Source organism: Paenisporosarcina indica, from assembly GCF_001939075.1.
Lineage (GTDB): Bacteria > Bacillota > Bacilli > Bacillales_A > Planococcaceae > Paenisporosarcina > Paenisporosarcina indica.
In genome coordinates this window covers 127,920-152,045 of record NZ_MPTA01000003.1, presented here as the reverse complement: position 1 = coordinate 152,045, position 24,126 = coordinate 127,920, and the positions used below count along the sequence as shown (strand labels likewise).

At 38.5% G+C, this 24,126-nt stretch carries 23 protein-coding genes and 2 pseudogenes; 15 read left to right on the top strand and 10 right to left on the bottom strand.

Annotation, left to right across the window (positions count from 1 at the left end; genetic code table 11):
• Positions 1-74 precede the first annotated feature (74 nt).
• The 5 genes and pseudogenes from GY23_RS18745 to GY23_RS10075 all read left to right on the top strand — a co-directional run.
• Positions 75-413: pseudogene (locus GY23_RS18745) on the top strand (VOC family protein); the annotation flags it as partial.
• A 354-nt stretch (positions 414-767) separates the two neighbouring features.
• The gene (locus GY23_RS18740) at positions 768-1,142 is read left to right on the top strand and encodes a VOC family protein (RefSeq protein ID WP_245827644.1); all 375 of its coding nucleotides are present in this window, start codon (positions 768-770) and stop codon (positions 1,140-1,142) included.
• Between the two features lie 119 nt (positions 1,143-1,261).
• The gene (locus GY23_RS10085; protein WP_075619097.1) at positions 1,262-1,981 is read left to right on the top strand and encodes a 3-ketoacyl-ACP reductase; all 720 of its coding nucleotides are present in this window, start codon (positions 1,262-1,264) and stop codon (positions 1,979-1,981) included.
• Between the two features lie 96 nt (positions 1,982-2,077).
• Positions 2,078-2,374 (top strand): DUF3219 family protein, encoded by a 297-nt coding sequence (locus tag GY23_RS10080; RefSeq protein ID WP_075619096.1) that lies wholly within the window; start codon positions 2,078-2,080, stop codon positions 2,372-2,374.
• A gap of 18 nt (positions 2,375-2,392) precedes the next feature.
• A complete protein-coding gene (locus GY23_RS10075; RefSeq protein ID WP_075619095.1) occupies positions 2,393-3,391 on the top strand; it encodes an LLM class flavin-dependent oxidoreductase in 999 nt (332 codons plus the stop codon).
• Positions 3,392-3,549: 158 nt separating this feature from the next.
• Here GY23_RS10075 and GY23_RS10070 read toward each other — a convergent pair whose 3' ends face one another.
• Positions 3,550-4,017 carry an SRPBCC family protein gene (locus GY23_RS10070; protein WP_075619094.1) on the bottom strand — a complete coding sequence of 156 codons (468 nt, stop codon included), beginning with the start codon at positions 4,015-4,017 and terminating at the stop codon, positions 3,550-3,552.
• A gap of 1,021 nt (positions 4,018-5,038) precedes the next feature.
• On the opposite strand from GY23_RS10070, the gene GY23_RS10065 reads away from it, so the two are divergent.
• Entirely contained in the window at positions 5,039-5,248 is a 210-nt protein-coding gene (locus GY23_RS10065) for a hypothetical protein (protein ID WP_075619093.1), read from the top strand.
• A gap of 398 nt (positions 5,249-5,646) precedes the next feature.
• Here the strand turns inward: GY23_RS10065 and GY23_RS10060 are convergent, their stop codons facing one another.
• The 5 genes from GY23_RS10060 to GY23_RS10040 form a co-directional block, all read right to left on the bottom strand.
• Positions 5,647-6,552 carry a glycine betaine ABC transporter substrate-binding protein gene (locus tag GY23_RS10060; protein ID WP_245827636.1) on the bottom strand — a complete coding sequence of 302 codons (906 nt, stop codon included), beginning with the start codon at positions 6,550-6,552 and terminating at the stop codon, positions 5,647-5,649.
• A 31-nt stretch (positions 6,553-6,583) separates the two neighbouring features.
• The gene (locus GY23_RS10055; RefSeq protein ID WP_245827635.1) at positions 6,584-7,186 is read right to left on the bottom strand and encodes an ABC transporter permease; all 603 of its coding nucleotides are present in this window, start codon (positions 7,184-7,186) and stop codon (positions 6,584-6,586) included.
• Between the two features lie 139 nt (positions 7,187-7,325).
• On the bottom strand, positions 7,326-8,318 hold the full coding sequence (locus tag GY23_RS10050) for an ABC transporter ATP-binding protein (protein ID WP_075619091.1): 993 nt from the start codon (positions 8,316-8,318) through the stop codon (positions 7,326-7,328).
• A gap of 18 nt (positions 8,319-8,336) precedes the next feature.
• Positions 8,337-8,990 carry an ABC transporter permease gene (locus GY23_RS10045; RefSeq protein ID WP_084544101.1) on the bottom strand — a complete coding sequence of 218 codons (654 nt, stop codon included), beginning with the start codon at positions 8,988-8,990 and terminating at the stop codon, positions 8,337-8,339.
• Between the two features lie 188 nt (positions 8,991-9,178).
• Positions 9,179-10,246 (bottom strand): DctP family TRAP transporter solute-binding subunit, encoded by a 1,068-nt coding sequence (locus GY23_RS10040; protein WP_075619089.1) that lies wholly within the window; start codon positions 10,244-10,246, stop codon positions 9,179-9,181.
• Between the two features lie 76 nt (positions 10,247-10,322).
• Here GY23_RS10040 and GY23_RS10035 point away from each other — a divergent pair, with 76 nt between their 5' ends.
• From GY23_RS10035 to GY23_RS10020, 4 genes are all read left to right on the top strand, one after another.
• On the top strand, positions 10,323-11,924 hold the full coding sequence (locus GY23_RS10035) for an ATP-binding protein (RefSeq protein WP_075619088.1): 1,602 nt from the start codon (positions 10,323-10,325) through the stop codon (positions 11,922-11,924).
• Positions 11,914-12,609, top strand: coding sequence for a response regulator (locus tag GY23_RS10030; RefSeq protein ID WP_075619087.1), 696 nt, complete (start codon positions 11,914-11,916; stop codon positions 12,607-12,609). Before GY23_RS10035 ends, GY23_RS10030 begins: the two co-directional genes overlap by 11 nt.
• A 119-nt stretch (positions 12,610-12,728) precedes the next feature.
• Complete coding sequence (dctP, locus tag GY23_RS10025; protein ID WP_075619086.1) at positions 12,729-14,012, top strand: C4-dicarboxylate transporter DctP; 1,284 nt, start codon at positions 12,729-12,731, stop codon at positions 14,010-14,012.
• 350 nt (positions 14,013-14,362) lie between these two features.
• Positions 14,363-15,148 (top strand): DUF308 domain-containing protein, encoded by a 786-nt coding sequence (locus GY23_RS10020; RefSeq protein ID WP_075619085.1) that lies wholly within the window; start codon positions 14,363-14,365, stop codon positions 15,146-15,148.
• A 189-nt stretch (positions 15,149-15,337) separates the two neighbouring features.
• On the opposite strand, the gene GY23_RS10015 is transcribed toward GY23_RS10020, so the two are convergent.
• Positions 15,338-16,018 (bottom strand): hypothetical protein, encoded by a 681-nt coding sequence (locus GY23_RS10015; protein ID WP_075619084.1) that lies wholly within the window; start codon positions 16,016-16,018, stop codon positions 15,338-15,340.
• A 562-nt stretch (positions 16,019-16,580) separates the two neighbouring features.
• Here GY23_RS10015 and GY23_RS10010 point away from each other — a divergent pair.
• Positions 16,581-17,336, top strand: a complete 756-nt coding sequence (locus GY23_RS10010; RefSeq protein ID WP_075619083.1) for a SurA N-terminal domain-containing protein — start codon at positions 16,581-16,583, stop codon at positions 17,334-17,336.
• A 60-nt stretch (positions 17,337-17,396) separates the two neighbouring features.
• Here the strand turns inward: GY23_RS10010 and GY23_RS10005 are convergent, their stop codons facing one another.
• Together GY23_RS10005 and GY23_RS10000 are read right to left on the bottom strand one after the other, a co-directional pair.
• A complete protein-coding gene (locus GY23_RS10005) occupies positions 17,397-17,633 on the bottom strand; it encodes a small, acid-soluble spore protein tlp (RefSeq protein WP_075619082.1) in 237 nt (78 codons plus the stop codon).
• Between the two features lie 116 nt (positions 17,634-17,749).
• Positions 17,750-18,046, bottom strand: coding sequence for a hypothetical protein (locus tag GY23_RS10000; protein WP_075619081.1), 297 nt, complete (start codon positions 18,044-18,046; stop codon positions 17,750-17,752).
• 174 nt (positions 18,047-18,220) lie between these two features.
• Between GY23_RS10000 and GY23_RS09995 the strand changes: the two genes are divergently transcribed.
• Positions 18,221-19,144 carry a patatin-like phospholipase family protein gene (locus tag GY23_RS09995; protein ID WP_075619080.1) on the top strand — a complete coding sequence of 308 codons (924 nt, stop codon included), beginning with the start codon at positions 18,221-18,223 and terminating at the stop codon, positions 19,142-19,144.
• A gap of 212 nt (positions 19,145-19,356) precedes the next feature.
• Here the strand turns inward: GY23_RS09995 and GY23_RS09990 are convergent, their stop codons facing one another.
• The gene (locus GY23_RS09990; protein ID WP_075619079.1) at positions 19,357-19,956 is read right to left on the bottom strand and encodes an IclR family transcriptional regulator domain-containing protein; all 600 of its coding nucleotides are present in this window, start codon (positions 19,954-19,956) and stop codon (positions 19,357-19,359) included.
• A gap of 792 nt (positions 19,957-20,748) precedes the next feature.
• Between GY23_RS09990 and GY23_RS09985 the strand changes: the two are divergent.
• The 3 genes and pseudogenes from GY23_RS09985 to GY23_RS09975 all read left to right on the top strand — a co-directional run bounded on the left by GY23_RS09985 (position 20,749) and on the right by GY23_RS09975 (position 24,117).
• A pseudogene (locus GY23_RS09985) lies at positions 20,749-21,828 on the top strand (thiolase family protein).
• 21 nt (positions 21,829-21,849) lie between these two features.
• Positions 21,850-23,115: an Nramp family divalent metal transporter gene (locus GY23_RS09980; RefSeq protein WP_342742404.1), complete on the top strand. Its 1,266-nt coding sequence runs from the start codon at positions 21,850-21,852 to the stop codon at positions 23,113-23,115.
• A 126-nt stretch (positions 23,116-23,241) separates the two neighbouring features.
• Positions 23,242-24,117: a proline iminopeptidase-family hydrolase gene (locus GY23_RS09975; RefSeq protein ID WP_084544100.1), complete on the top strand. Its 876-nt coding sequence runs from the start codon at positions 23,242-23,244 to the stop codon at positions 24,115-24,117.
• The last annotated feature ends 9 nt before the right edge of the window (positions 24,118-24,126 follow it).

Below are 24,126 nucleotides of genomic sequence, written 5' to 3'. Positions count from 1 at the left end.
TGCTCATCCAAAAGATGTAGAAACCTTTCATCCTTTTGTACATATGGTTTGATTAAGGGCTCTAGTACAATTGAATGGAGGTGTTGAAAATGAAAATTCTTAGAATTGTATTAGAGACCGGTAACCTTGAAAAAATGAGAGAGTTCTATACTGAAATTTTGGAGATGCCAATCGTAAGGGCAAAGGATGGTTTTTTTACAGTACGAGCAGGAAATACTCATATTACGTTTTTACAATCTAGTGACAATGAAGTTCCTTTATACCATTTGGCATTAAGGACTAATCTTGCTTTCTATGACTATATGTTCAAGAAACTGATAGAGCGTCACGTTAATCTCTTACCTGATTCTGATGGTCAATTGAGTGGATATTGGAAGGGCAAGCAACTGTATTTTACCGATCCTAATGGAAACATTCTCGAGATTTTGGAGCGTACTATCCAAATTGGTGAAAATCATGTAGGTTGGGTTGATGTATGTGAGATCGGGCTCCCTTGTGAAAGTGTTGAGGAAATGAGTAAGTTCATGTCTCCAATTAAAAACGTGAATCATTCTTCATCTGATACATTTCGTTTTTATGGTGATGAGTCTGGAAATTTTGTCTTGGTCAAGGAAGGGCGGAATTGGTATCCGACAGATAGACCCGCTACAATCCATCCGCTAGTAGTTGAAGTAGAAGGGGAACACTTTCAAATTTTGAAACATTCGAGCTTACCTTTGACAGTCAAGGTGAAAAAGGCTTGGTCCAATGCACTTCCTGTCGTTCAAATGAGAATCGCAAGACCAACAGATCAACTTGAGAAGGTCATAGCGTTTTACGAAAAGGGTTTAGGGCTAAAGAGAATCGGTGAGTTCTGGGAACATAATGAATTTAATGGTGTCATGTATGGCATGCCTGACGCGAACGTTCACTTGGAGTTTACGAGTCATAGAGCAGGTACACCTTGCCCTGCTCCAACTAAAGACAATTTGCTCGTATTTTATTTACCGAATTGGGATATAATTTCCATCGTTGCTAGTAGGTTGAAGGAAATGGGATATCCTGAAGCTGAAGCAGAAAATCCTTATTGGGGAGACGCTGGAATTACGATTGAAGATCCGGATGGCTGGAGGATTGTCCTGTTTTGCTCGACTGGGTTGTAGTTCAGGTGCCAGTTTGAAGGTCATTGGTTTAAAGTCGACTTTGTTTCATCAATTGCCAGCTTAAGATATACTGACTTTGTGTTTGGAAATTACTTAAGCATTCAGAGGAGGGGAAGTTTATGAGCGTAACTTTAACAGGTAAAAACGCAATCATTACCGGTGCCGGGAGAGGGATCGGACGAGCGATCGCGCTTGCATTAGCTGCTGAAGGAGTGAATGTAGGTCTTTTAGCACAATCTGAAGAAACATTACTGAGTGTTGCGAAGGAAGTGGAAGCACTCGGTGTAAAAGCCTTTATTGCAAAAGCAGATGTATCATCTAATGATGAAGTGAATCTGGCGATCGATTCATTGACAATCGGACTGGGACAAGTGGACATTCTAATCAATAATGCTGGCATAGCGAAGTTCGGTAATTTCATGGACTTGGAAGTATCGGACTGGGAGAAAATCATTCAAGTGAATTTGATGGGTGTGTATTATGTGACTCGTGCTGTTCTTCCTGGAATGATCGAGCAGAAATCCGGCGATATTATTAATATTTCGTCTTCAGCAGGACAAAAAGGAGCGCCTTTGACAAGTGCGTACAGTACCTCCAAATTTGGCGTGTTCGGACTAACCGAGTCATTGGCGATGGAAGTGCGTAAGCATAACATTCGTGTGACAGCTCTAGCACCTAGTACCGTTGCAACGGATCTGGCCATCGAAAATAACTTAACGGACGGCAATCCGGACAGAGTGATGCAACCCGAAGATATTGCGGAGTTTATCGTCGCACAATTGAAACTGAACAAACGAATCTTTATTAAAGAAGCGGGACTTTGGTCCACGAATCCGTAATGCGTAGACAAATTAAATGATAAATGTGAAAGAGAGCATATAAAGTTGATGCTCTCTTTCTTCATCAAACTTAGCTAATGACGGAGGGAATCTAGTATGGATATTGAAGTGATATTGGATGAATTTGTACTCAACGTTTCAAATTTCAAAGAGAGTGTTATTAATAAAGTTGGCAAAGAATTAAGAACAATTCGTTTTGATTTCAAGGTAAGAGGCGGGACAGAATATCATGATGTCACTGTTCACTTATATAAAACAACCTTTGATGTGAAAGTACCGGAAAAAGAGTTGGCTTTTAAAGGAACAATCAATAATTACTCGACTTCCAGAAATGATTTTAAGGATGAACAAACTGTTGCAGATTTCCAACTGGAGCTCATTGAAACTAAGTAGTGATGGGGGGAAACTATCATGAGATTAAGCATATTAGACCAATCACCGGTATCTTTTGGGGCAACGGCAAGGCAGGCAATGGAAGCGTCCATGCAACTTGCACAAAGCGGGGAGAAAATGGGGTATACGCGTTACTGGATTGCTGAACACCATGACTTTTCAGGGCTTGCGTGTTCAGCACCTGAAGTCATGCTCGGATACATTGGAGCCAACACGGAAAAAATCCGCATCGGAGCTGGTGCCATTTTACTGCCACACTATAAACCATTAAAAGTGGCTGAAAGTTTCAATATGCTTGCCACTCTGTTTCCAGGTCGTATTGATCTTGGAATTGGCAGGGCTCCCGGTGGTTCTGCTGAAGTAACGATGGCTCTTTCGGATAATTTCCTGCAAAACGTATTTAACATGCCAGCCACTTTCAAGGAACTGCTTCATTTTATTAATGATGATTTTCCCTCTGAACATATGTACTCGAAAATCACTGCTGCACCCCTTCCCGTTATTTCACCTCAACCATGGATTCTGGGAACGAGTGGCAAGAGTGCAAAACTCGCAGCGGAGAATGGAACGGCCTACGCATTTGGCCATTTCATGAGCGATAAAGACGGGCCAGAAATAATGAAAAACTATATCGATCATTTCAAACCAAATGCCCAGTTGCGAAAACCCGAATCGATCGTGGCTGTGTCAATGATTTGTGCAGAAACGACGGAAAAAGCACAACAACTTGCATTAAGTGGATTCTTATGGAAAATCCAACTTGCAAAAGGTCAAGGTGTTGATGGAGTTCCTTCTATTGAAAAAGCTGAACAATATCCTTACTCCAGCGAAGATCTAAAGTCGTTGGAAGTGATGCGGAGTAAAACGGTGATTGGCAATCCAAAAGAAGTATTGTCAAAACTGACTAAATTACAAGCGTTGTATCAAAATGATGAATTCATGATTGTCACCATCACCCATTCCTACTCAGACCGAACCCGTTCGTATGAGTTGCTTGCCAACGAAGTTTTTACATAATAGCGGAGGTAATGTAAATGAGGCTATGGTAAAGAATGCTGTTGAAAATAAATGAAAAACGAGAGAGTTCATTTGCGCCTTGCATAAAAACAGTTCACAACGAAGCCACCGCATTCTTTTTCTCGGTGGCTTATTCAATTTACGAATACTATTTAAGATCAATAATTCACATTAGCATCCGGAGCTTTATCAGCTACAAGGTTCAAGACAATATTGTGTTCAAGAAGTGCCTTTAATCCGGAAAGAACAATTGTATATCCACCAGTTGAATCAATGACTTGCTCGACGATGGAATCTCGATCACCTGTAAAGCCTGTGTTGATAATCGTGACAAGAGTTTCGTTCTCTGCCCGAGGAGTGAAAATCCATTCGGCGGTGGTGTTGTTCTCAAAATGAATGAATATTCGTTTGTTAATCTCGACTTCTTTAACAACAAGAGTTGCAGAAACGCCGTACATTTCCCAATCCCACTTTACAGTTTTTCCCGTTTCTAATTTCCCACTACTTTTCGTGAACCAAAATTTCGTCGTAATCGCAGGATCGATAAAAGCCTCAAACACTTCTTCAACCGATTTTCTAATAAGCATTTCTACTTTTGCAGAAGGTAAATCATTCAGGGTTGTCATCATATATTCTCCTTAATTGTACAAGATTTCTGATTCCAGACGCATTTCAAAAACATATGTATGAAAACGTTGAATAGAGAGCTGGACATCACTAGTATTCTTAGATATTTAGATTATTGAGCAAGACTACCTTCAAATTGTATCATCGTACTTCAAGACTGAGTGATTCGATTCTCCTCTCTGTCTTTTGAACAATCATAACATTTAAAAAGTCTAAACATTATAATTATTTATAGAAAGACAAAAAGTAGCTAAAAAACTGTGATATTTTCTGGTTAAATCTAGGGAATATAAAGTCATTAACTTTGATTTAGTCGATGTTCGACTAGCTCAACCACATTGTCAATAGTTATAGCTGTTATATCCACGACTAGAACATCAATTTACTGCCCATAAGTTGTTACAATAACTATGTCGAAAGATATGTCATAACGTATAACTAGTGTGAGTAGAATGGCGTTTCCTGCCATTATTTCTCGGGAAATATTTTGACATTTATACGTAATATTAGACAAAATTAATCAATAAGTCACAATATAAGAAGTCGATTTAACATTTTTGACATTTATATCGACCCTAAAACTCATATGAAATTACATAGAATGTTCTTTTATTGCAAAATAAGAAAGATCACGTGGATTTCTCAAGGGTTCTCTTCTGAGGTGCGAAAACTTAAAACACAATATAAAAAGACTATCATTTTGAAATTGAGTTGGTAGTCCTTTGTTAGTGGATATATTAGCTTTTTCACTCTGAAATCTTAATTTTCCCTGTATAATTGGCAGCCGAATTGCATTACAATAAAAGTTGTAATGCAATTAATTATCTTGCTACTTGCAGTGCTAAACCATAGCTCTTTTTATTATCAGAAAATATTATTTTTTCGGTGAAAAAGGAGAGTGTCGGTACTATAAATATAAGAAGATTTTATTTTCTTATTGAACTAACTAGGAATGTTAGTGAAACCATGAAGAAGTGAATAATGTTATCTATTACAGTTACTTATAAGGGGGGATTTGAGATGCTGAGAACCAAGTTTGAATGGATTGGTTTTATTATCGTTGGCATTTCGCTATATGTTAATGGTGCTTTTCGTGCAGATGGTATTACAACTGGTACAGGAATAAACTTAAGCGTAATCGGAATAATTGTGGGAGCAATTCTTACTTTGACTTTCTTCTTTATTAGGATATTTGGAAAGAAAGAAGCACATAATAAATCGGTAAATTAACCTACTATTTTATATCGATTTCTTCACTAACTGATGCTATAGTCAGGTAGAGTAACGTCTTCTAAGACATTGCTCTTTTTACGTTTAAATGTACTTCTGATAATACTCCTTTAGCAGCCTTCCACTCAAGAGAACCCGTTAACGAATTTCAGCGTCCATAGAGAGAGTTCTTTCTTTCTAAAAAAGCGAGCCTTTCCTCGATAAAATCGCGGAAAGACTCGGTAGTTATTTGTATACACTGTAATAAATAGATGTAATTCACATACATAGGCAGGACCAGCGTAGGCACCTTTTAAGTGGTAGCCGAGTGATCTTTTACCTGGCTTCTCGCGGGGGCATCCACAAAGCACCGAAGCGGTATTATAGGAAATACTTAGTCCAGTCTATTTTAGGAATTATTATTCTTTCAACAACCCATTTTCAACAAGCCATTCGTAAGCAACAACTGAGACACTTTCTCCATCTATATCCACACGATAATTTAAGCTTCGCATAATATCACTATCTAGTTTTTCTGCTAATTTCGCGGTAATTTCCTCAATTTCAGGATATTTCTTAACTATTTCTTGGTTTATTGAAACAGCTGCACGATAAGGGGGGAAGAACTGTTTATCATCTTCCAAAATAACTAAATCGTATTGTTTAACGGTAGCATCTGTTTCGAGTGCTACAGAAACATCCACTTGCTCATTGTCTAGTGCACGTTGGGTTAAACCAGCATCCATTTGAATTACCTGATTGGCACCAAACTCAAAACCATAAGTGTGTTCTACACCCTTCAAACCGTCTGGACGGTGAGCAAATTCAGCATTTGCGGCTATCGTTAACTTGCCAGGATTTTTTTTGATATATTCCGCCAAATCACTGATGGATTGTAGCTCAAGTTCTTTTGATTTCTCACTTGTCACGGCTAGGGCGTATGTATTGTTGACATTGGACATGTTCATCCAGTGTATGCCATTCGAAGCATCGATTTCTTTGACCTTTTGAAAGGCTGCTTCAGGATCAGATATTACTTCTTCACCCATATAGGTGATAAGAGCTGTACCTGTATACTCCCACATCATATCCACTTGACCGTTTTCCAATGCAGAACGGAGAACACTGCTCCCAAGATTACTCATTTGATTCACTTTAAATCCTTCTTCTTTCAATAAAAAACCTGTCATTTCAGTTAATAAATATTGCTCCGTAAAGGTTTTGCCACCAATCGTAACTTCTTTTCCTGCAATGCCCAGACTGGAACAGGCTGAAAGTATGAGTGTCATGAGCAACAATGGGATAAGTTTGACTAATAGATTCACTAATGAAATACCTCCTTTCGATTGCAATATGTTACGTATTTGCTTCACGTCTTGAACCTTTTGGAACAAGCACATTTTCTAATTTGCGAAGTAAATAATCAGCCAAAATAGCCAGTAATGTAACGGGAATTGCTCCCGATAATAAATACCCATTATCAAATAGTTGAATTCCTGTAAAAATCCAGACACCTAAACCACCGCCGCCAATTACATAAGCTAGAGCAGCTGTGCCGATATTCAATACGACTGCTGTCCGAACGCCTGCAAGGATTGAATAAACCGCATTTGGAAGTTCGATCCGAAATAATATTTGGCTCGGTTTCATCCCCATCCCTTTTGCAGCATCAATCAAATTTTTATCAATCGAATCTAAGCCAGCTACTGTATTTCTGAAAATTGGCAAGATCGAGTAAAGGAAAAGTGCAAAGACCGCCGTTTTAAAACCAATGCCCAACACACTAATCATCAGAGCAAGAACTGCCAAATTGGGGATTGTTTGCAGGAAATTCACGATAATAGATACTACCCATTCAGCCTTCCTGAACTTGGGTCTTGTTATTAATATTCCAGCGGGTATTGCAATAATAATCGCGATTACTGAAGAAACAACGACAAGTTCAATATGCTGTCGCATTAGGACTAAAAAAGTACTGGATTCACTAAAGATATAATCAAAATAGTGATTTTTTATTATCCAACCAAAAAATAATATGACTAATGCATAGAGTACTAATCTTACACTGTAAGCTATTAACTTTTTACTATTCACCGAATCACCCTTCCTGGGATACGGATAGTTCCCCTTTTATTTCAAAATGAAGATATTTTTGTACATGATCAATCGTTATAGACCCAATATTCTCATCCTGATCGTTTGTTACAACGACTTGATCGGCTTCCTGATTCATTAGCATAGACAATGTGGTACGTAAGTCCTGGTGAACATGAATTGTTTTTGTATCTCGAATTGTTGCATCAATTGGAGCTAATCCGATGATATCTTGTAAATTTTTCACAGTATGTAAGCTTAAACTTTTAAGTGCTCGATCTTTTCCAAAGAACTTAGAAACATATTCGTTTTTAGGATGTGCCAGCATTTCTGAAGGTGTGTCGTATTGCATGATTTCTCCATCACGCATTAACACGATTTTATCCGCCATTTTTATTGCCTCATCGATATCATGACTAACAAATAGAATGGTCTTTTTTACTTCCCGTTGAATTTGCAAAAACTCATCCTGAATTTTTTCTCTAATGATAGGATCGAGTGCTCCGAATGGTTCATCCATTAACATAACAGGGGGGTCCGCTGCGAGTGCACGTATTACGCCTATCCGTTGTTGCTGTCCACCAGACAGTTCATGTGGATATCGTTTCCGGTAATCTTGGGCGTCCAGCCCAATGAGTTTCATTAAATAAGTGAATCGTTCGCGTTTTTTTTGCTTACTCCATCCAAGAAGATCTGGCACAATCATGACATTGTCTTCAATCGTCATATTCGGAAAAAGACCGTTACTTTGAATGACATAGCCAATATTTCTTCTTAATTCAATGGCATCAAGTTCCATGGAATTTTTATTATTAATCATGATTTCCCCGTTTGAAATGGACTCCAGTCGGTTGACCATCCTCAACAGAGTTGTTTTTCCGCAACCAGAAGGACCAAGCAAAACTACAATATGTCCTTTTTCAACGGTTAAATTAACATCTTTTACTGCTATATTGTCTTCACTAAATGATTTTGTCACATGATTGAACGCAATCATTCTTTCACCTCTTTCCAGTTAATTCACTATTTCTTTTGTCGTGAAACGTTTTTGTATCAGCAGTAAAATTGCATCAGCAACGATTGCTAATAAAGCAACAGCCAATGACCCGCTAATAATTAAATAGTTGTCACCTCTGCTGATTCCCTGCGTAATCAGAACGCCTAGTCCACCAGCACCAATATAGGCAGCGATTACGCCAATCCCAATGTTCAGCACCACCGCTGTTCGAATACCGGCCATAATGACAGGTAGAGCATTCGGGATCTCAACACGCAATAAACGTTGATGTGTTTTCATGCCCATTCCGATTGCAGCATCCCGCATGTTTGGATCTACGTTTTTTATTGCCGTATATGTATTGCGGATAATGGGGAGTTGGGAATATAGGACCAGTGCAACAAATGCGGGGAGGAATCCAATTCCTTGATTAATGAGAGAAAAAATGGGAATCATCAAGCCAAATAGTGCGATGCTTGGAATCGTCAATGTAATGGAAGCCGCTTGAAGAATTGTCCCGGCCAGGTATTCGTTCGTGGTTAAATAAATGCCCATTGGGACGCCGATTATTAATGCGACAACAATGGCGATGGTGACAAGCACCGCGTGATCTAATGTCAATTCCAAAATTCGAGGTGTATTTACCTCCAGAAACCTTAACCATTCCTCCAATGTAAAACCTCCTTCTAAGACTTGCATAGACAGGTAATATATACCCATTTTTTTGAAAGATAATCCTGCCAGTGAACTTAAACGTAGAAAAAGAGAGACGATTGAAGTGAACTAGTCACTTCAATCGTTCCTCTTTCAACTTATAGCAAGAAAAAATTGCATTTCTATATAAAAAACCCCACTTGCAACTACTGCTTTTCTACCTCGAAACGCATTCTTAATTCCTGCATTTCCCCCACTAATTCTTCGCCAATTGTTTTTGATAGCTCTTCATATATAGGATCAAGGTCCGTCTTCCATTTCTCTATTTCTGTCTTGGTCAGTTCATGTAACTGTATGGATGAGTTTTGTTTAATGAGTTCCAGTTGTTCTTCGTTTAGTTTGATGGAGTTGAGGTCGTTCCAGGTAGTCGTTTCATTCATTGCTTCAAGAAGGATCTTCTGAGTATTCTCAGTTTGCTGATCCCAAACTTTTTGGTCCATCATGACGGCATAGCCTAAATAACCATGGTTACTAAGTGTTAAATACTTTTGAACATTGTAGAATTTCTTGGAGTAGATATTGGAAATGGTGTTTTCTTCTCCATCCACCGTTCCAGCTTCAATCAAATTATAGGTAGAATTGAATGATTCCTGATGTGATTCGGCTCCTAATAAATCAAACTGGGCTTTGATGACGTCGCTTTGCATGATACGAAAAGTTTGTCCCCTCAGATCTTCTGGCACAACAATTGGTCCATTATTGGTGGTGAATTGCTTGAATCCATTTGACCAATGAGCAAGCCCTTTGATTCCTTCTTTTTCTAAAGAATTCAGCAGTTGATTTCCAATTTTCCCGTGGATTCCTTCTACCATTGCTTCATAATTGGGAAAGACGTATGGTAAATCTAGTACACCCCAATCTGTGGAGAGCATGCCAAGCTTAGAGGTGGAAGGTGCAATTATGTGGACTTGTCCATCTTTTAAGGCATTAATTTCTTCGATATCCGAGAATAAGCTTCCATTAGAAAAGACGACGATTTTAATCGTACCGTTTGAGTTTTTATCGACGAGCTCAGCAAATTTTGCTGCCGCTTGCCCTTTTGGCGTATTTTCCGCCACAACATGGCTAAACTTGAAAACTATTTGATCACTAAGTCCTTCTTGATCATCATCATAGGGAAGGGCGTTTTGAGGGAGTAGAGTGTGATACCCTATAAAGACAGCAAGCACAATTCCAATACTTATCATGAACAGATAAATCCTTGTTTTTTTCATAGGCGACCTCCTGTTGAAGCATTAGTGTAAGCATAAGCAGAAGATGGTTATTCGTAAAGGGAAAGGGGGACGAAACATGAGGCTGCTGCCTATTCGCTGGAAAATTATGATTCTATCCTATGCTATCGTGATTTTTTCCTTATTGATTGGTGGAGTCGTCATTGTAGCCAATATACAACAATCAGAGGAAACAGAATTAAGAATCCGATCGATGAATACTGCAAGAACTGTTGCTGAAATTTCGGAAGTGAAGAAAGCAGTCCAGCAATCAAACGGCTGGAATACTGTGAATCCCGTCGTAGAAGAAATAAGAATCATTAATGAAACAGATTATATTGTGGTCATGAATATGGATAAAATCCGCTATTCCCACCCGATTAAAGAAAAGAACGGCACTCCTTCGATGGGGGAGGATGAAGAACCAGCATTTGCCGAACATATTTATTTTTCTAAGGCAAAAGGAGAGATTGGCACCGTTATTCGGGCATTTGTTCCAATAAAGGATGCTGAGTTAAATCAAATTGGTGTAGTTGTCGTCGGAAATAAAATCCCAACTGTCACTGACATCATGTTGGGCTTAGCGAAAGAAACCCTGTTAATCGTAGTTTTAACGTTGCTGTTTGGCTTAATCGGTTCCATCTTACTTGCCAACCATATCAAAAATCAGATATTTCAGTTGGAGCCACTTGAAATCAAGAGAATGCATGAAGAGAGAACAGCTACATTCCATTCCATGAATGAAGGAGTCATCGCCATTGATAATAAGGAAATCATTACGATATTCAATGATAAAGCCAAAAAGATCTTTCGTGTGTCGGGGAATTTAGTGGGGCAACAGATACGCAACGTGTTAAGGGATACAAGGTTGCCGGAAATTGTAGAGAGAAATCAAGCGGTATATAATGAAGAAATTAAGGTGAGTGGGAAGGTCATTGTCAGTACACGTATTCCAATCAGAAAAGACAATGAATTGATTGGAGCAGTCGCGATCTTCCAGGATCGCACAGAAGTAACGAAATTGGCAGAGGAATTAACAGGTGTCAAAAACTTTGTAGAGGCATTACGGGTCCAAAGCCATGAACATATGAACAAACTACATACCATTGCAGGTTTGATCCAGCTAGGAAAACCAGAAAAAGCGTTACAGCTTGCCTATAATGTAACCGAAGAACAAGAAACGGTCACCAGCTTTTTGAATGAAAAAATCCAAAACGACGCGATAGCAGGTCTCCTCTTGAGCAAAGTAAGAAGAGGGAAAGAATTGGATATCCAGGTGGTGATAGACCCAAATAGCCAATTCGAAACATTCCCAAGTGAGTTGGACCAGCATGATTTTGTTGTGCTGTTTGGGAATCTGATTGAAAATGCATTCGGGGCATTTGAACATAGTGAGATTGAGCATAGACGAATTGATATTAGTATTGAACAAACAGAGGAACTGTGTGCCGTACTAGTTGAGGATAATGGATCGGGAATACTGGAAGAATATATGCCAAGAATATTTGACAAAGGCTTTACTATGAACAAATCACAAGGAACGGGTTACGGTTTATTCCTGGTTAAACAGATTGTTGAAAAAGGGAGAGGTCGAATTCAAGTTTCCTCTCTACCAAGTGAAGGAACTTCTTTCATAATTACCTTCCCAATGGAAGCGGAGGATGAATTGTATGAAGAATAAGAATCAAATAAATGTCCTGTTAATCGAAGATGATCCAATGGTTCGGGAAGTAAATAAAGAATTTATTGAAAGTGTCGAAGGGTTTCGTGTTGTGGAAGTGGCAAGCAATGGAGAGGAAGGTCTTTCTCTAGTGAAAAAGCTACATCCTGATCTCGTGATCTTGGATATTTTTATGCCCAAAAAAGATGGAATTAAGACCTTGCAAGAAATCAGGAAACAAAAATTGGAGACGGATGTTGTTGTCGTGTCAGCTGCAAAAGACAGTGAGACGATTAAACTCATGCTTCAAAATGGGGCAATGGATTATATTATCAAGCCCTTTAAGCTTCATCGAATCCAACAGGCTTTAGAGAAATACCGAAAATACAGAGTCAGCTTAAATAAAACGGAAACAGTATCACAAGAGCAGCTTGATTCTTTGTTGTATTCTGAGCATGTAAAAAATAGACCAGAAACTTTGTTGCCAAAAGGGTTGAATGAATTCACGTTAAATGAAATTAAAGTGTTTGTGCAGACACAAGAAGTTCCCAGGTCTGCAGAAGAAGTAGCAGGAGCTATTGGAATTGCCCGAGTAACAGCCCGACGTTATTTGGATTACTTGGAAAAAAGCGGTGTAATCACTCTCGATGTCCAATACGGAGGCGTGGGGCGACCGGTAAACCGTTATGTGAATATTGAAAAATAATGTAAGACCAAAATGACCAAAATATTCGTTATGACCATAAGCTTTTCCTCTTTCAATGAAAGCGTTATCATCTGAGAATAGAAAAGATGAATTACTATTCAGAAAAAGGAGGAGAAAAAATGAAAAAACAAATATACAAAAATTTAACCTTTCAAGTTTTAACGGCTATCATCATCGGTGTTTTAGTAGGATTGATTTGGCCGAATATCGGAAAAGAAATGAAGCCAATCGGCGATACATTTATCAATGCCATTAAAATGGTCATTGCTCCAATTATTTTCTTAACCATTGTACTAGGAATCGCGAAAATGGGTGATATGAAAAAAGTGGGAAAAGTCGGCGGTAAAGCCTTCATCTATTTTGAGGTGGTTACAACTTTCGCACTCCTAATCGGACTGATCGTTGTTAATGTGTTAAAACCTGGAGAGGGACTTAACTTTAATGAGCTTGAAAAAGGTGATGTGTCTCAATATACGGCTAATGGCGGTCAAAGTATTAACTGGATGGAGTTTGTCACACATATTGTTCCTTCTAATATGGTTGATGCATTTGCTAAAGGTGATATTTTACAAGTATTGTTCTTCTCGGTGTTATTTGGTGTAGGACTAGCGGCACTTGGAGAAAAAGGGAAACCAATCATTGACCTACTAGATCGACTTTCATTGGTCTTCTTTAAAATCATTGGTTATGTTATGAAAGCGGCTCCAATCGGTGCCTTTGCTGCCATGGCATATACAATCGGACATTTTGGGCTTACTTCACTTGTACCATTAGGTAAATTGATGATTTCTGTCTATATGACAATGTTCTTATTCATTTTCGTGGTTCTGAATATCATCTGTAAGATTTATGGGTTTAGTCTTTGGAACTACTTGAAGTTCATCAAAGATGAAATTCTAATTGTTTTGGGAACAAGTTCTTCGGAGTCTGTATTGCCACGAATGATGGATAAAATGGAACGCTATGGAGCATCCAAATCAGTTGTGGGACTAGTTATTCCAACTGGCTATTCATTCAACCTAGATGGTACATCTATTTATCTATCAATGGCTGTAGTCTTCTTGGCCCAGGTATTTGGTGTGGATTTATCAATCGCACAACAAATTACGATTATCTTGGTATTGATGTTAACGTCTAAAGGTGCAGCAGGTGTAACAGGAAGCGGATTTATCGTATTGGCATCTACATTATCTGCTCTGCAAGTAATTCCTCTTGAAGGATTGGCACTACTTCTTGGTGTGGATCGTTTCATGAGTGAAGGACGAGCAATCGTTAACCTAATTGGTAACGGAATTGCAACAATCGTAGTAGCGAAAAGTGTTAATGAGTTTGATGAAACGAAAAGCAAGGGAGCACTTACTGAACTAAAAGCTATGAAGGCACGCGAAGTCGAAGCGCTGTAAAAGGTAAGACTATTTAAGACAATTGATTGGAATCCAGTTACTTTACGATACTGGATTCCTTTTTATTTTTGTGGATTGTTATATCACCTTTCCTAATAACCTGTGATTTATTAGTAAAATCACGTTCTTTCGTCGATTCAATTAAAATCCATGTGGGCAAAAGTAGTTGGAAAGGAAAACTTTGCCTGTCACAATCTCGTAATCTTCTGTTACATAAATGCAATACACATGATAACATGTAATGGTTATATGTTACTCGAATTAAAACATAGGTCTAAATTATAACTTATTTTTGTAGATTCCTATTAAAATCAGAGGGTTAGGACTTACATAGAAAGAAGGACGTAGAAATGGATGCAATTTTTGGATTACTAGGTGTTCTAGGAATAATTATAGGTGTAATCATGTTGGTGGTTGCTTTATTTAAAAAGAGATCCAAAAAAATGGCCGGAATTGTAACAGTTCTTGGTTTGGTCTTTTTCATCATAGGTTTATCACTTCCTTCAAATGAAGTTGAAACTGTTTCCTCAGAAGAAGAAGCTGAAGATGTTCAGGAATCAGATGAAGAAACAGAGATGGCTGAAAAAGAGGCTGAAGAAGCAAAGGCCAAGGCAGATGCTGAGGCACTGGCTAAAGAAGAAGCGGATGCACAAGCCAAGGCAGAAGCTGAAGCACAGGCAATCGCGGATGCTAAGGCCAAAGAAGCCGCAGAGGTTGAAGCGAAAAAACAAGAAGAATCGACTAAATTCAGCAATGCAATACAAGCATTAGATAAAAGCTCAGTTGAAAAAGAAGTATTAGCCCAAGCAGAAATTGATTGGGATGGTGACTATGAAATGCAAGATTACCAGTACGAAAATCAAATGTCGGCGTACGCAAGCTTAGCTAACCTAACAATTGATGAAGAACATGAAGAAGTATTACTAAACAATGCGATTAATGATTGGGATAACGATTACGAAATGATTGTATATCAATACGATAATCAAATCGCTGCTTACAATTGGGTACAGGATCTAAATCTTGATACGGACGTGAAAAAGAATATTTTACAAGCGGCCCTTTCAAATTGGGGTAGTGACTATGAAATGGTTCAATATGAATATGAAAATCAATTAGAGGCATATGAAAACTAATATCTTGTAAAGAGCAAGAGAATCGAAGTGACACTCACTTCGATCCTCTTTTTCATTTCTTCATTCTTTTGGTGATAGGGATTTGTCTAGATATAATTAAAGCTTGTCCAGATATAATTAAACTAGTGGCTTGTGCAGATATCCACACTCTTTATCCAAATATCTCGAGGATTGGAATAATATATTCAATTACAGATTTGAAATTTCATCGTATCCAGTCATTGTATGCATATGGCTTGCAATCATTGCGATAATTGTGCTGGCCTCTTCCTTTGAAAAGGTGAAGGTACTTTCGTCTTCGACAAGCTCTTCGTCTTCAGTCCATACTCGGTTTACCCGTCGGAGAACACCATCGCCATTTGCGCTGTCTACTCCAAATTGATAGGTTACTTCAATTTCATCCTCGATTTGGAAAGCAGTGACTTCAGGGGTTTCCCATTCCACATCAATTACTTCAAGCGTTTCTTCATCGTCAATCACTTCACTTAAGTAATAGCCTTCGACTTCCTCATCCTCTAATATGTTTTCATCTTCATCCACATAATAAACTTCACTATCTTCGCTCATAAAATCATGGAAGCTATGATGGACAGCGTCAACAACCGCTTCAAAATCAGAAAGAATAACTCTTGTTGGCTGTTCGAGAGACAAATCAAAACTCTCAATGTAAAACTCTGTATTGTACGGATCAAAGAGGAGGGTGCAAAAGTAGTCTCTTTCGTCATCTTCTGTCTCAACAAAGAACTCAATTCGCGGATGTTTTGCACTTTGATTGATCGTCATATGACCAGTTTGGTCGTACTCTTCACAAATCGATTTTAAATGATCCTGAAGTTCACTAGTTACTCTGTTAAACCATTCCATGGACATAGCATAACCGCCTCTTGTTATTATTTATTCCTTTTTATCTTCTCCCAATTTTTATAATTATTACGTTCCATTTCTATCCAATTACTTAAAAGATTATCTCGCTTTCCTAGTCTAGAGGTGGCTTTGAGCGGATTAATCGTTTATTGAAATTTAATTCAACTCCTATTGCAAGCCGTGAGCGGAAACGGGCAGCGGTTCCTGCCCGTGGTTTCATGCTGCTGTTCATCAGCGCACTCCCATATAATTCTATATATAAACTGGAGTGAGACAACACATACTGATTAAGTAATCGTTATCACAAGATGAATCCTTATGGATAGTCAGACATTTCAAATGTTTTTTCCTTTACAGTTATAGAACGCTTCAACTTATGAGTTGGCAAATTTAGGATGACTTGTTACGTATATGACCTTCTGTTTTAGAATTGTTAACTAAATGACAAATAGATATTAATTTGATGTATTAGAAGGGTATGGGTTTATCTTTATATGAATATTCGTTATTATACAGAGTAGGCTTTATTAATATGAAGGTCTAAAGATTTGAAAGGGGTTTACATTGCATGAAATTCAAAAAATTATTATTGCCGTTTGCAGTTGGTGCATTAGCATTTACTTTAGCTGCTTGCGGAGACGAAGATAAAGCAACAAAAGAAGAAACACCAAAAGAGAAAACAACGCAAGAAGCAACAACGGATGAAAAAGAAATACAAGCCAAACTGGCTGAGCAACAAGTGGACGAGAGTGAAATTGTGGCAGTTGTTAATGATGAGGAACTGACAGGGTTAATGTATAATTCTGTGTTGTTTTCAATCCAAAGTGAAATGCAGCAAATGGGCCAAGACCCAACTAGCAAAGAAGCAGCCGAACAAATCAAAAAGACAACACTTGATTCGCTTGTAAGCCAAACCTTGATTGTTCAAAAAGCAAAAGAAGCTAATTTAACTGCATCAGAAGCTGAAATAGAAGAAAAATATGCGTCGATTCAAGAACAAATAGGTGGCGAGGAAGCGATGCAAAAATCACTCAAAGCCGAAAAAATGGATGAAAAAACATTGAAAGAACAAATTGGTGAGTCCATTCTATTTGAAAAATATCAAAACAAAGTAGTACCGGCAAAAGAAGTGACAGATAAAGAAATTCAAGAGTATTATGATCAAGCTGCAGCTCAGACTAAGGAAGCTGGACAAGAATTTCCTCCATTAGAAGAGGTCAGTGAAAAAATTAAAGGGTTACTTGTACAACAACAACAGCAAGAAGTATTTGTAAAACATCTTGAAGAGATCAAAGCAGATGCCAAAATTGAGTTGAAAATATAAATTTAGCGGTGAAAACACCTCCATTATTTCAAATAATGGAGGTGTTTTTTGTAAAAATATTTAGAGATACTCGTGATATCCGTTGATTCGAGATTCATTTTGTGTTTTTATTTCACTTTGCAATCCCTCAATACTTTCTTTACGTCGCGCGTTTGCCTTCTTAATTGACTCAAGTTCTTTTCCATCTGCGAATGCCATGGCCTCTTCTGCAGCTTCCATATTACCAATTGTATTCTCTAATCGTTCTTCATTATTAGCTGAATCATTCGGTTGTGGAGTAATTCTTCTATCTGACATTGTTCTACCTCCTTTATTTAACCTTCAAGAGATAGTATTCCCAAGTTCAAAAAAAGTATTTATTTCCGAAAATCAATACTTAGCAAAATCGGCTCATTATATGAAGACTGTTGTTGTTAGCCAGGGAAAGTCTCTAAAAATTCTTCATGACTAATATTAAAAATCCTTTGGTAATTAGTGACCGCGCTGATTCGTTCCACAACGAGTGGATCTGGTGTCATAAACAGTTTCATTTGATGGATTTCTTCTTTGTTTTCTAAATAATGTTTTTCGATTTTTTCGTAAGCAAAGCTAAATAACGTAATGATTTGCTCTTTTTTGTTCGTTGCAGGAATGAACACATAGTAAACATATTCATCTCGAATTCCTAAATATTCGCCTGAAGCGTCTTTAAAATATTTAAATAATAACATCTTATAGCCCCTTAAATTTAATACTATTATTGTAGTCATTTTATATATGATTTATTCCTTTGATGATAGGTAGAGGTATTTAAGAAAAGGTTACCCATTTATTCCGTTCAGGTTCTAATTCTTCGTCTTTCTTCTTAAAGTGTAACAACGACAAGAAAAGGGAGAGCGTAATGAATGTTAATTGATGGGGTGTTTTCAGGGGGAGGTTTAAAAGATTTTGCGCTAGTTGGGGCGTATCAAGTGTTGGAAGAAAAGGGATTCCGCTTTCAACGGGTAGCAGGAACGAGTGCCGGGGCCATACTTGCCTGTTTCATTGCAGCTGGATATACCGCTAAGGAAATGGAAAAGTTGTTGGATGATACAAATTTTAAGACACTCATTGATCCTCGCAAAACCATGCTACCGTTACCATTTATGAAATGGTTCTTTCTTTATTTTCGAATGGGCTTATATCAAGGGAAAGCTTTGGAAAATTGGTTCTTAGAAAAGTTGGCACTCAAAGGGGTTTACACATTTGGTGATTTGCCACCTGGTACATTGAAGCTTGTTGCTTCCGATTTAACGAATGGCAGAATGCTCATTCTTCCTGATGATTTGGTACATTACGGGATAGCGGCTGATACGTTCTCCATTGCTCGTGCTTTACGTATGAGTTGTGGGATTCCATTTTTTTTCGAACCGGTCAAATTGAAAGTTGGATCAGGTGAGAATATTGTTGTAGATGGAGGGGTATTAAGTAATTTTCCATTGTGGATATTTGATGATTCACAAGGAAAAAGAGAACGTCCAGTTCTTGGCTTGAAAATAACTCGAGGCTCTCAGAAATGGAAAAAACATAAAATCGACAATGGCCTGGAATTATTCGAAGCACTTTTTTCTACCATGCAGAATGCACATGATGAAAAGTATATTTCTCGAAAGTATGAAAAAGATATTGTTTTCATTCCTGTTACTGATGCGAGTGCGACTCAATTTGATCTTTCAGATGAGATGAAAACAGAATTAATGGAAAGAGGACGGAAAAGCACCATTCAATTTCTGAAAACCTGGCATGCTCCGGTTGATCAAAAAATCTATCAATGGATGTCTTCAAAATAATTTTCTTTATAAAGAAAAATAATCCCAGTAAGCATCTTCTGGGGTTTTTTTTAATATTGATTGGAAATTGTTACTTTATTGATATAACCAGTTTGCACATTGATTTTATTAACTTCTTCAAAAAGGGCGGGCAAGTAAGTTTCCGCTATTTGCTTTTCCGAGCTTCTCATCAAATTCGTGAAAATATTGATTGCTGCAATGGGTTCACCTTTTCAATTGAAAACAGGCATTGCAATAGAACGTAAGCCGACCTCCAGTTCATCATTACTCTCTGTGTAGCCTTGGGAACGGCATGTTGCCAAATGAGCTTCAAACTCTTCATAAGTAGTAATTGTCTTATTCGTAAATGCTTCGATGGTTGCTGAATCCCATATTTTTTTCTGTCCATTTTTGGGAGCCAAGGGACAAGCGCTTTCCCCAAAGAGGTTGCAAAGTAAGGGTAACCTTGATTCAACTCGTAAATTCGCTCCAATGATCCGCTCCGCAGCATTGACCCTCAATACATATACCACTTCCGGACCATCCAATATGGCCATGTTCGTAGATTCTTTCACTTTTCCAGCTATGTACTCAGGGACAGGTAATGCCAAATCGGGCAAGTTCAGAGATTCCAAGTAATTTGCACCCAACGCCAATACTCTTAGGCTCAGCTCAAATTTATTATCCGGTAAGAGATTGAGGTAGCCCAAATCGACTAATGTCAAAGCGAATTTCCTGACCGTGGCTTTATTGATTCCTGTTTTTATCTCCAAGTCCCGAAGCGACATATTGGTAGAATTCGAATCAAATGCCCGTAATACTTCAAATCCCATGGCAACAGAATTAGCAAAATATGGAGCGTTTTTTCATTTTCCAACAAATTCCCTTCTTTCTTTGTGTTCGATATTTTCTAAATTTTAGACGAGTGAGTATTCTAAATATTTGAGAAATGTCTTGAAAAATAACAATTATCTGTATATACTAAACAAATGGTACACATAACGTATTTTTGTACGCATAGTGTACATTTTATGAGGTGTTTTTCAACTAAATTACCGTTTTTGTATATAGTAATGTAAGGGTTTACATCGGCTCTAAATTAGGAGGATTTCTATTAAATAAGATTGTAACTTCGAATGAAGCAATTTCTCACATGAAAAGTGGTGATATCGTAGCTGTATGAGGTTTTGGATTAGTAGGTTGCCCGCTCCAACTAGTAGAAGCACTGTCCGAACTTTCGGTTTCAGGCTTGACTATTATCAATAATAATTTAGGTGGACCCGGTGGATGGCGAGCCGAAGGTTGTGGAGAGCTGTACGTATCCCGTGATGGCGAAAAATGTCGTAAGCACACTTATTTAGGAGCAGGATTCCGTTTTGTTGATAACAAAATGATATTGGAAGAACTGGCATAAGGTTTGACTGTTGAATGATTGAAAGAAATCACGCCTTCAGACTTTACAGTATCAAAATCATTGACCATCTATTAAACATTACCTAATACCTAAAAAGGAGTCTTGTGAAATGGAACATGAATATGTCATCGTAAGTGCCAATCGTACGGCAATTGGACGTTTTGGTGGACAGTTAAAGAATGTAACTTCAGGAGATTAAGCGGCCTCAGTAATGAAAGACGCAATCAAGAAGGCGGGTTTGACGGCAGACCAAATTAATGAAGTAATTTTGGGTGAAGTAAGACAGTCAACTGAGTCCTCAAACTTAGCTAGAGTGGCTTCATTAAAAGCAGGCATTACTTTGGAAGCTTCTGACTACACCGTGAACCGACTATGTGCTTCAGGTATGCAATCAGTGGTGTCAGGGGTTCAGTATCTGGCTTTTAATCCTGATGATATTGTCCTTGCTGGTGGTGCTGAAAATCTGAGTAGAGCACCTATCTATTTAAGAAACTCTAGATTTGGCGAAGGAAATCCATATTTAGTAGATTCGAATTTAGAGAACGGGCAACAGCCTACAGAAATGTATGGAAAAGACTTAGGAATGGGCATGACAGCTGAAAATGTCGCAAAACAATATGGCATTTCGAGAGAAGATTAAGACTTGTTCGCTTTGGAAAGCCAAAAACGGGCGAAAGCAGCTTGGGACAATGGAAAATTTGATTCCCAGATCGTACCGATTGAGATTAAGGCTAAAAAGGAAACGTTTGTGTTTGCAAAAGATGAACATATGCGCGAGACCACATTGGACAAGCTATCAAACTTGAAACCAGTATTCAAGAATGGCGGAACTTTTACAGCTGGTAATGCTTGTGGACGTAATGATGGTGCAAGTGCACTTATTATTATGACTGCCGAAAAAGCTCAAAAGCTTGGATTAAAACCGTTGGCAAAAATAAAAAATTGGCATGCTACAGGTGTTGATCCACGTTATATGGGAATCGGGCCTGTCCCAGCAATCGAGAAACTATTGCATAAAACAAGCCTTCAAATACAGGATATTGGGTTATTTGAGTTGAATGAAGCATTTGCCGCTCAGTCACTGGCAGTTATTCGTGAATCCAATATTGAAATGGACAAGGTGAATGTAAATGGTGGAGCAATTGCTTTAGGCCATCCACTAGGAGCGTCTGGTGCAGTTATACTTACAAAACTTTTGCATGAAATGAGAAACAGAAATGATCAATTCGGTATTGCAACGCTTTGTGTTGGTGGAGGCCAGGGGATGGCCGTACTGTTAGAAAATACTTAGAATTTTAAAGGGGGTAATACTTTGTCAAACATTAATAAAAATCTAATTCCACCTAAAACAATGGGTGAAAAGCTTAAACAGGTTGGACCTGGTCTTATTGTTGCAGCTACTGGTGTAGGAACAGCCGATTTGATTACATCGATTGTAATCGGTACATCATTTGGCATGACGTTTGTTTGGGCAATCATTGTCGGATCAATACTTAAATATTTCTTAAATGAAGGTGTAGGTAGATGGTATTTGGCCACTGGCAGAACCATATTGGATGGCTGGCATAGCCTGGGCAAATGGGCTACAGGGTATTTTGGAGTATACTCCATTATTTGGGGATTTGTATACGGAGCAGCAGCAGCGTCTACTTCTGGTATGGCCATGCATGCGATGTTTCCCATTATGCCGTTATGGGCATGGGCAATTATTCATTCGATTGGTGGATTTTTATTGATTTGGTCTGGCCGCTATCTTCTATTCGAAAGAGTCATGACCGTTTTAATTGGGGTTATGTTCATCACTATTATCGGGACAGCAGTGTTGTTCCTGCCAAGCATTGGTGACTTTGCAGGCGGTTTTGTACCGAGAATCCCTGATGGATCATTCATGATGATGATTGGATTAATTGGAGGTGTAGGTGGAACAATTACCATGGCTTCATATGGTTACTGGCTTGCAGAGAAAAACTGGAAAGGCAAAGAGTGGATTCCGACCATGCGTATTGATGCCAAGGTAGCTTACACACTGACGGCAATATTTACCTTGGCTGGTCTGGTAATCGGTGCTGAATTCTTAGGTGGCTCTGGTGTTAGTATTCGAGACGATCAAGGGTTACTTAAATTGGCAGATATGTTAGGTGAAGAATTCGGAACACCTATGAGATGGATGTTCTTAGTCGCATTTTGGTCAGCAGCATATACATCATTACTAGGTGTTTGGAATGGTGTTCCTTATCTATTTGCGGATTTCATTAAAACAGTGCGTAAAAAGAAAGCTCCAGGAAAGCAAATTGTATCGGTAACAGAACCAGCTTACCGTTTCTACTTAGCTTGGCTTACTTTCCCACCAATGATTTTATTCTACTTCGGAAAACCAGTAGAACTCATTATTATTTATGGAGCTTTAGGTTCACTATTTATGCCTTTCTTGGCTATTTCACTACTTCTTCTATTAAATTCAAAATCAGTGGCACAAGAATTGAGAAACAAATGGGTTGCCAATATTGTATTAGTGGGTTGCCTAATTATGTTTGTCTATCTAGGTGCAGATCAATTGATCAATATATTAATGAAATAAGTAAATCAAAAGACGATCGCTTACATAGGATCGTTTTTTGATTTAACTTGTAAAGGTATTTCATTAATAAGAAGGAAAAAATACTTTATAAGAAGAAATAGTCTTTATTAAGAAAGGTGACGATATATGATGCAAGTGCAAGAAGGGTTTATCCCGGTTACAGGAGGAAACGTATGGTACCGTAAGTCTGGGGATGGATCGGGTGTTCCTTTGCTCGTGTTGCATGGTGGTCCGGGTGGAAGTAGTAGTGATTACGATCCGATAAGGACACTAGGCGACGAAAGACCAGTGATTCATTATGATCAGCTCGGATGTGGGAAATCAGACCGTCCAACCGATCGTTCTTTGTGGACGGTGGAACGTTATGTGGAGGAATTGGAGCAAGTGAGGGCTGCCCTTGGGTTAGAAGAGCTTCATATCCTTGGTCACTCATGGGGAACGATGCTTGCTGCTGCCTATCTATTAAAAAAGCCAACAGGTGTAAAGAGTGTCATTTTTTCTGGTCCGTGCCTGAGTGCAAAAATTTGGGAACGTGATCAGCGGGAATATATGAAGCAGGACTTCCCTATAGAGACGCAGGAGCTCATTGAACGCTGTGAACGAGAAAAAGCCACAGACTCGGTTGAGTATCAGCAAGCGATGATTCAATTTTACGAACGACATGTATGCCGACTTCTTCCTTGGCCACAAGAACTGTTGGATGGGATGAAGAAAAATAACCACGAAATTTATAGCATGATGTGGGGAGCGTCGGAGTTTACCGTTACTGGAACTTTGAAGGAATTTGATGTAACTGATCGACTAAATGAGATTGTGATTCCAAGTCTCTTTACATGTGGTCGTTTTGATGAAGCAACTCCAGAAACAACGCAGTATTATGCAAGCTTTGTCCCCGGTTCGAAGTTTTATGTGTTTGAAAATTGCTCTCATATGCCAGGCGTTGAAGATCCGCAAGCATATGCCAACAAAATGCGTGAGTTCCTCCATCACCAATCACGCTAAACTTAAAAC

Coding starts and splice junctions, on each gene's coding strand:
- GY23_RS18740 (WP_245827644.1), top strand. CDS start 768: ATGAGAATCGCAAGACCAACAGATCAACTTGAGAAGGTCATAGCGTTT.
- GY23_RS10085 (WP_075619097.1), top strand. CDS start 1,262: ATGAGCGTAACTTTAACAGGTAAAAACGCAATCATTACCGGTGCCGGG.
- GY23_RS10080 (WP_075619096.1), top strand. CDS start 2,078: ATGGATATTGAAGTGATATTGGATGAATTTGTACTCAACGTTTCAAAT.
- GY23_RS10075 (WP_075619095.1), top strand. CDS start 2,393: ATGAGATTAAGCATATTAGACCAATCACCGGTATCTTTTGGGGCAACG.
- GY23_RS10070 (WP_075619094.1), bottom strand. CDS start 4,017: ATGACAACCCTGAATGATTTACCTTCTGCAAAAGTAGAAATGCTTATT.
- GY23_RS10065 (WP_075619093.1), top strand. CDS start 5,039: ATGCTGAGAACCAAGTTTGAATGGATTGGTTTTATTATCGTTGGCATT.
- GY23_RS10055 (WP_245827635.1), bottom strand. CDS start 7,186: ATGCGACAGCATATTGAACTTGTCGTTGTTTCTTCAGTAATCGCGATT.
- GY23_RS10050 (WP_075619091.1), bottom strand. CDS start 8,318: ATGATTGCGTTCAATCATGTGACAAAATCATTTAGTGAAGACAATATA.
- GY23_RS10040 (WP_075619089.1), bottom strand. CDS start 10,246: ATGAAAAAAACAAGGATTTATCTGTTCATGATAAGTATTGGAATTGTG.
- GY23_RS10035 (WP_075619088.1), top strand. CDS start 10,323: ATGAGGCTGCTGCCTATTCGCTGGAAAATTATGATTCTATCCTATGCT.
- GY23_RS10030 (WP_075619087.1), top strand. CDS start 11,914: ATGAAGAATAAGAATCAAATAAATGTCCTGTTAATCGAAGATGATCCA.
- dctP (WP_075619086.1), top strand. CDS start 12,729: ATGAAAAAACAAATATACAAAAATTTAACCTTTCAAGTTTTAACGGCT.
- GY23_RS10020 (WP_075619085.1), top strand. CDS start 14,363: ATGGATGCAATTTTTGGATTACTAGGTGTTCTAGGAATAATTATAGGT.
- GY23_RS10015 (WP_075619084.1), bottom strand. CDS start 16,018: ATGTCCATGGAATGGTTTAACAGAGTAACTAGTGAACTTCAGGATCAT.
- GY23_RS10010 (WP_075619083.1), top strand. CDS start 16,581: ATGAAATTCAAAAAATTATTATTGCCGTTTGCAGTTGGTGCATTAGCA.
- GY23_RS10005 (WP_075619082.1), bottom strand. CDS start 17,633: ATGTCAGATAGAAGAATTACTCCACAACCGAATGATTCAGCTAATAAT.
- GY23_RS10000 (WP_075619081.1), bottom strand. CDS start 18,046: ATGTTATTATTTAAATATTTTAAAGACGCTTCAGGCGAATATTTAGGA.
- GY23_RS09995 (WP_075619080.1), top strand. CDS start 18,221: ATGTTAATTGATGGGGTGTTTTCAGGGGGAGGTTTAAAAGATTTTGCG.
- GY23_RS09990 (WP_075619079.1), bottom strand. CDS start 19,956: ATGGGATTTGAAGTATTACGGGCATTTGATTCGAATTCTACCAATATG.
- GY23_RS09975 (WP_084544100.1), top strand. CDS start 23,242: ATGATGCAAGTGCAAGAAGGGTTTATCCCGGTTACAGGAGGAAACGTA.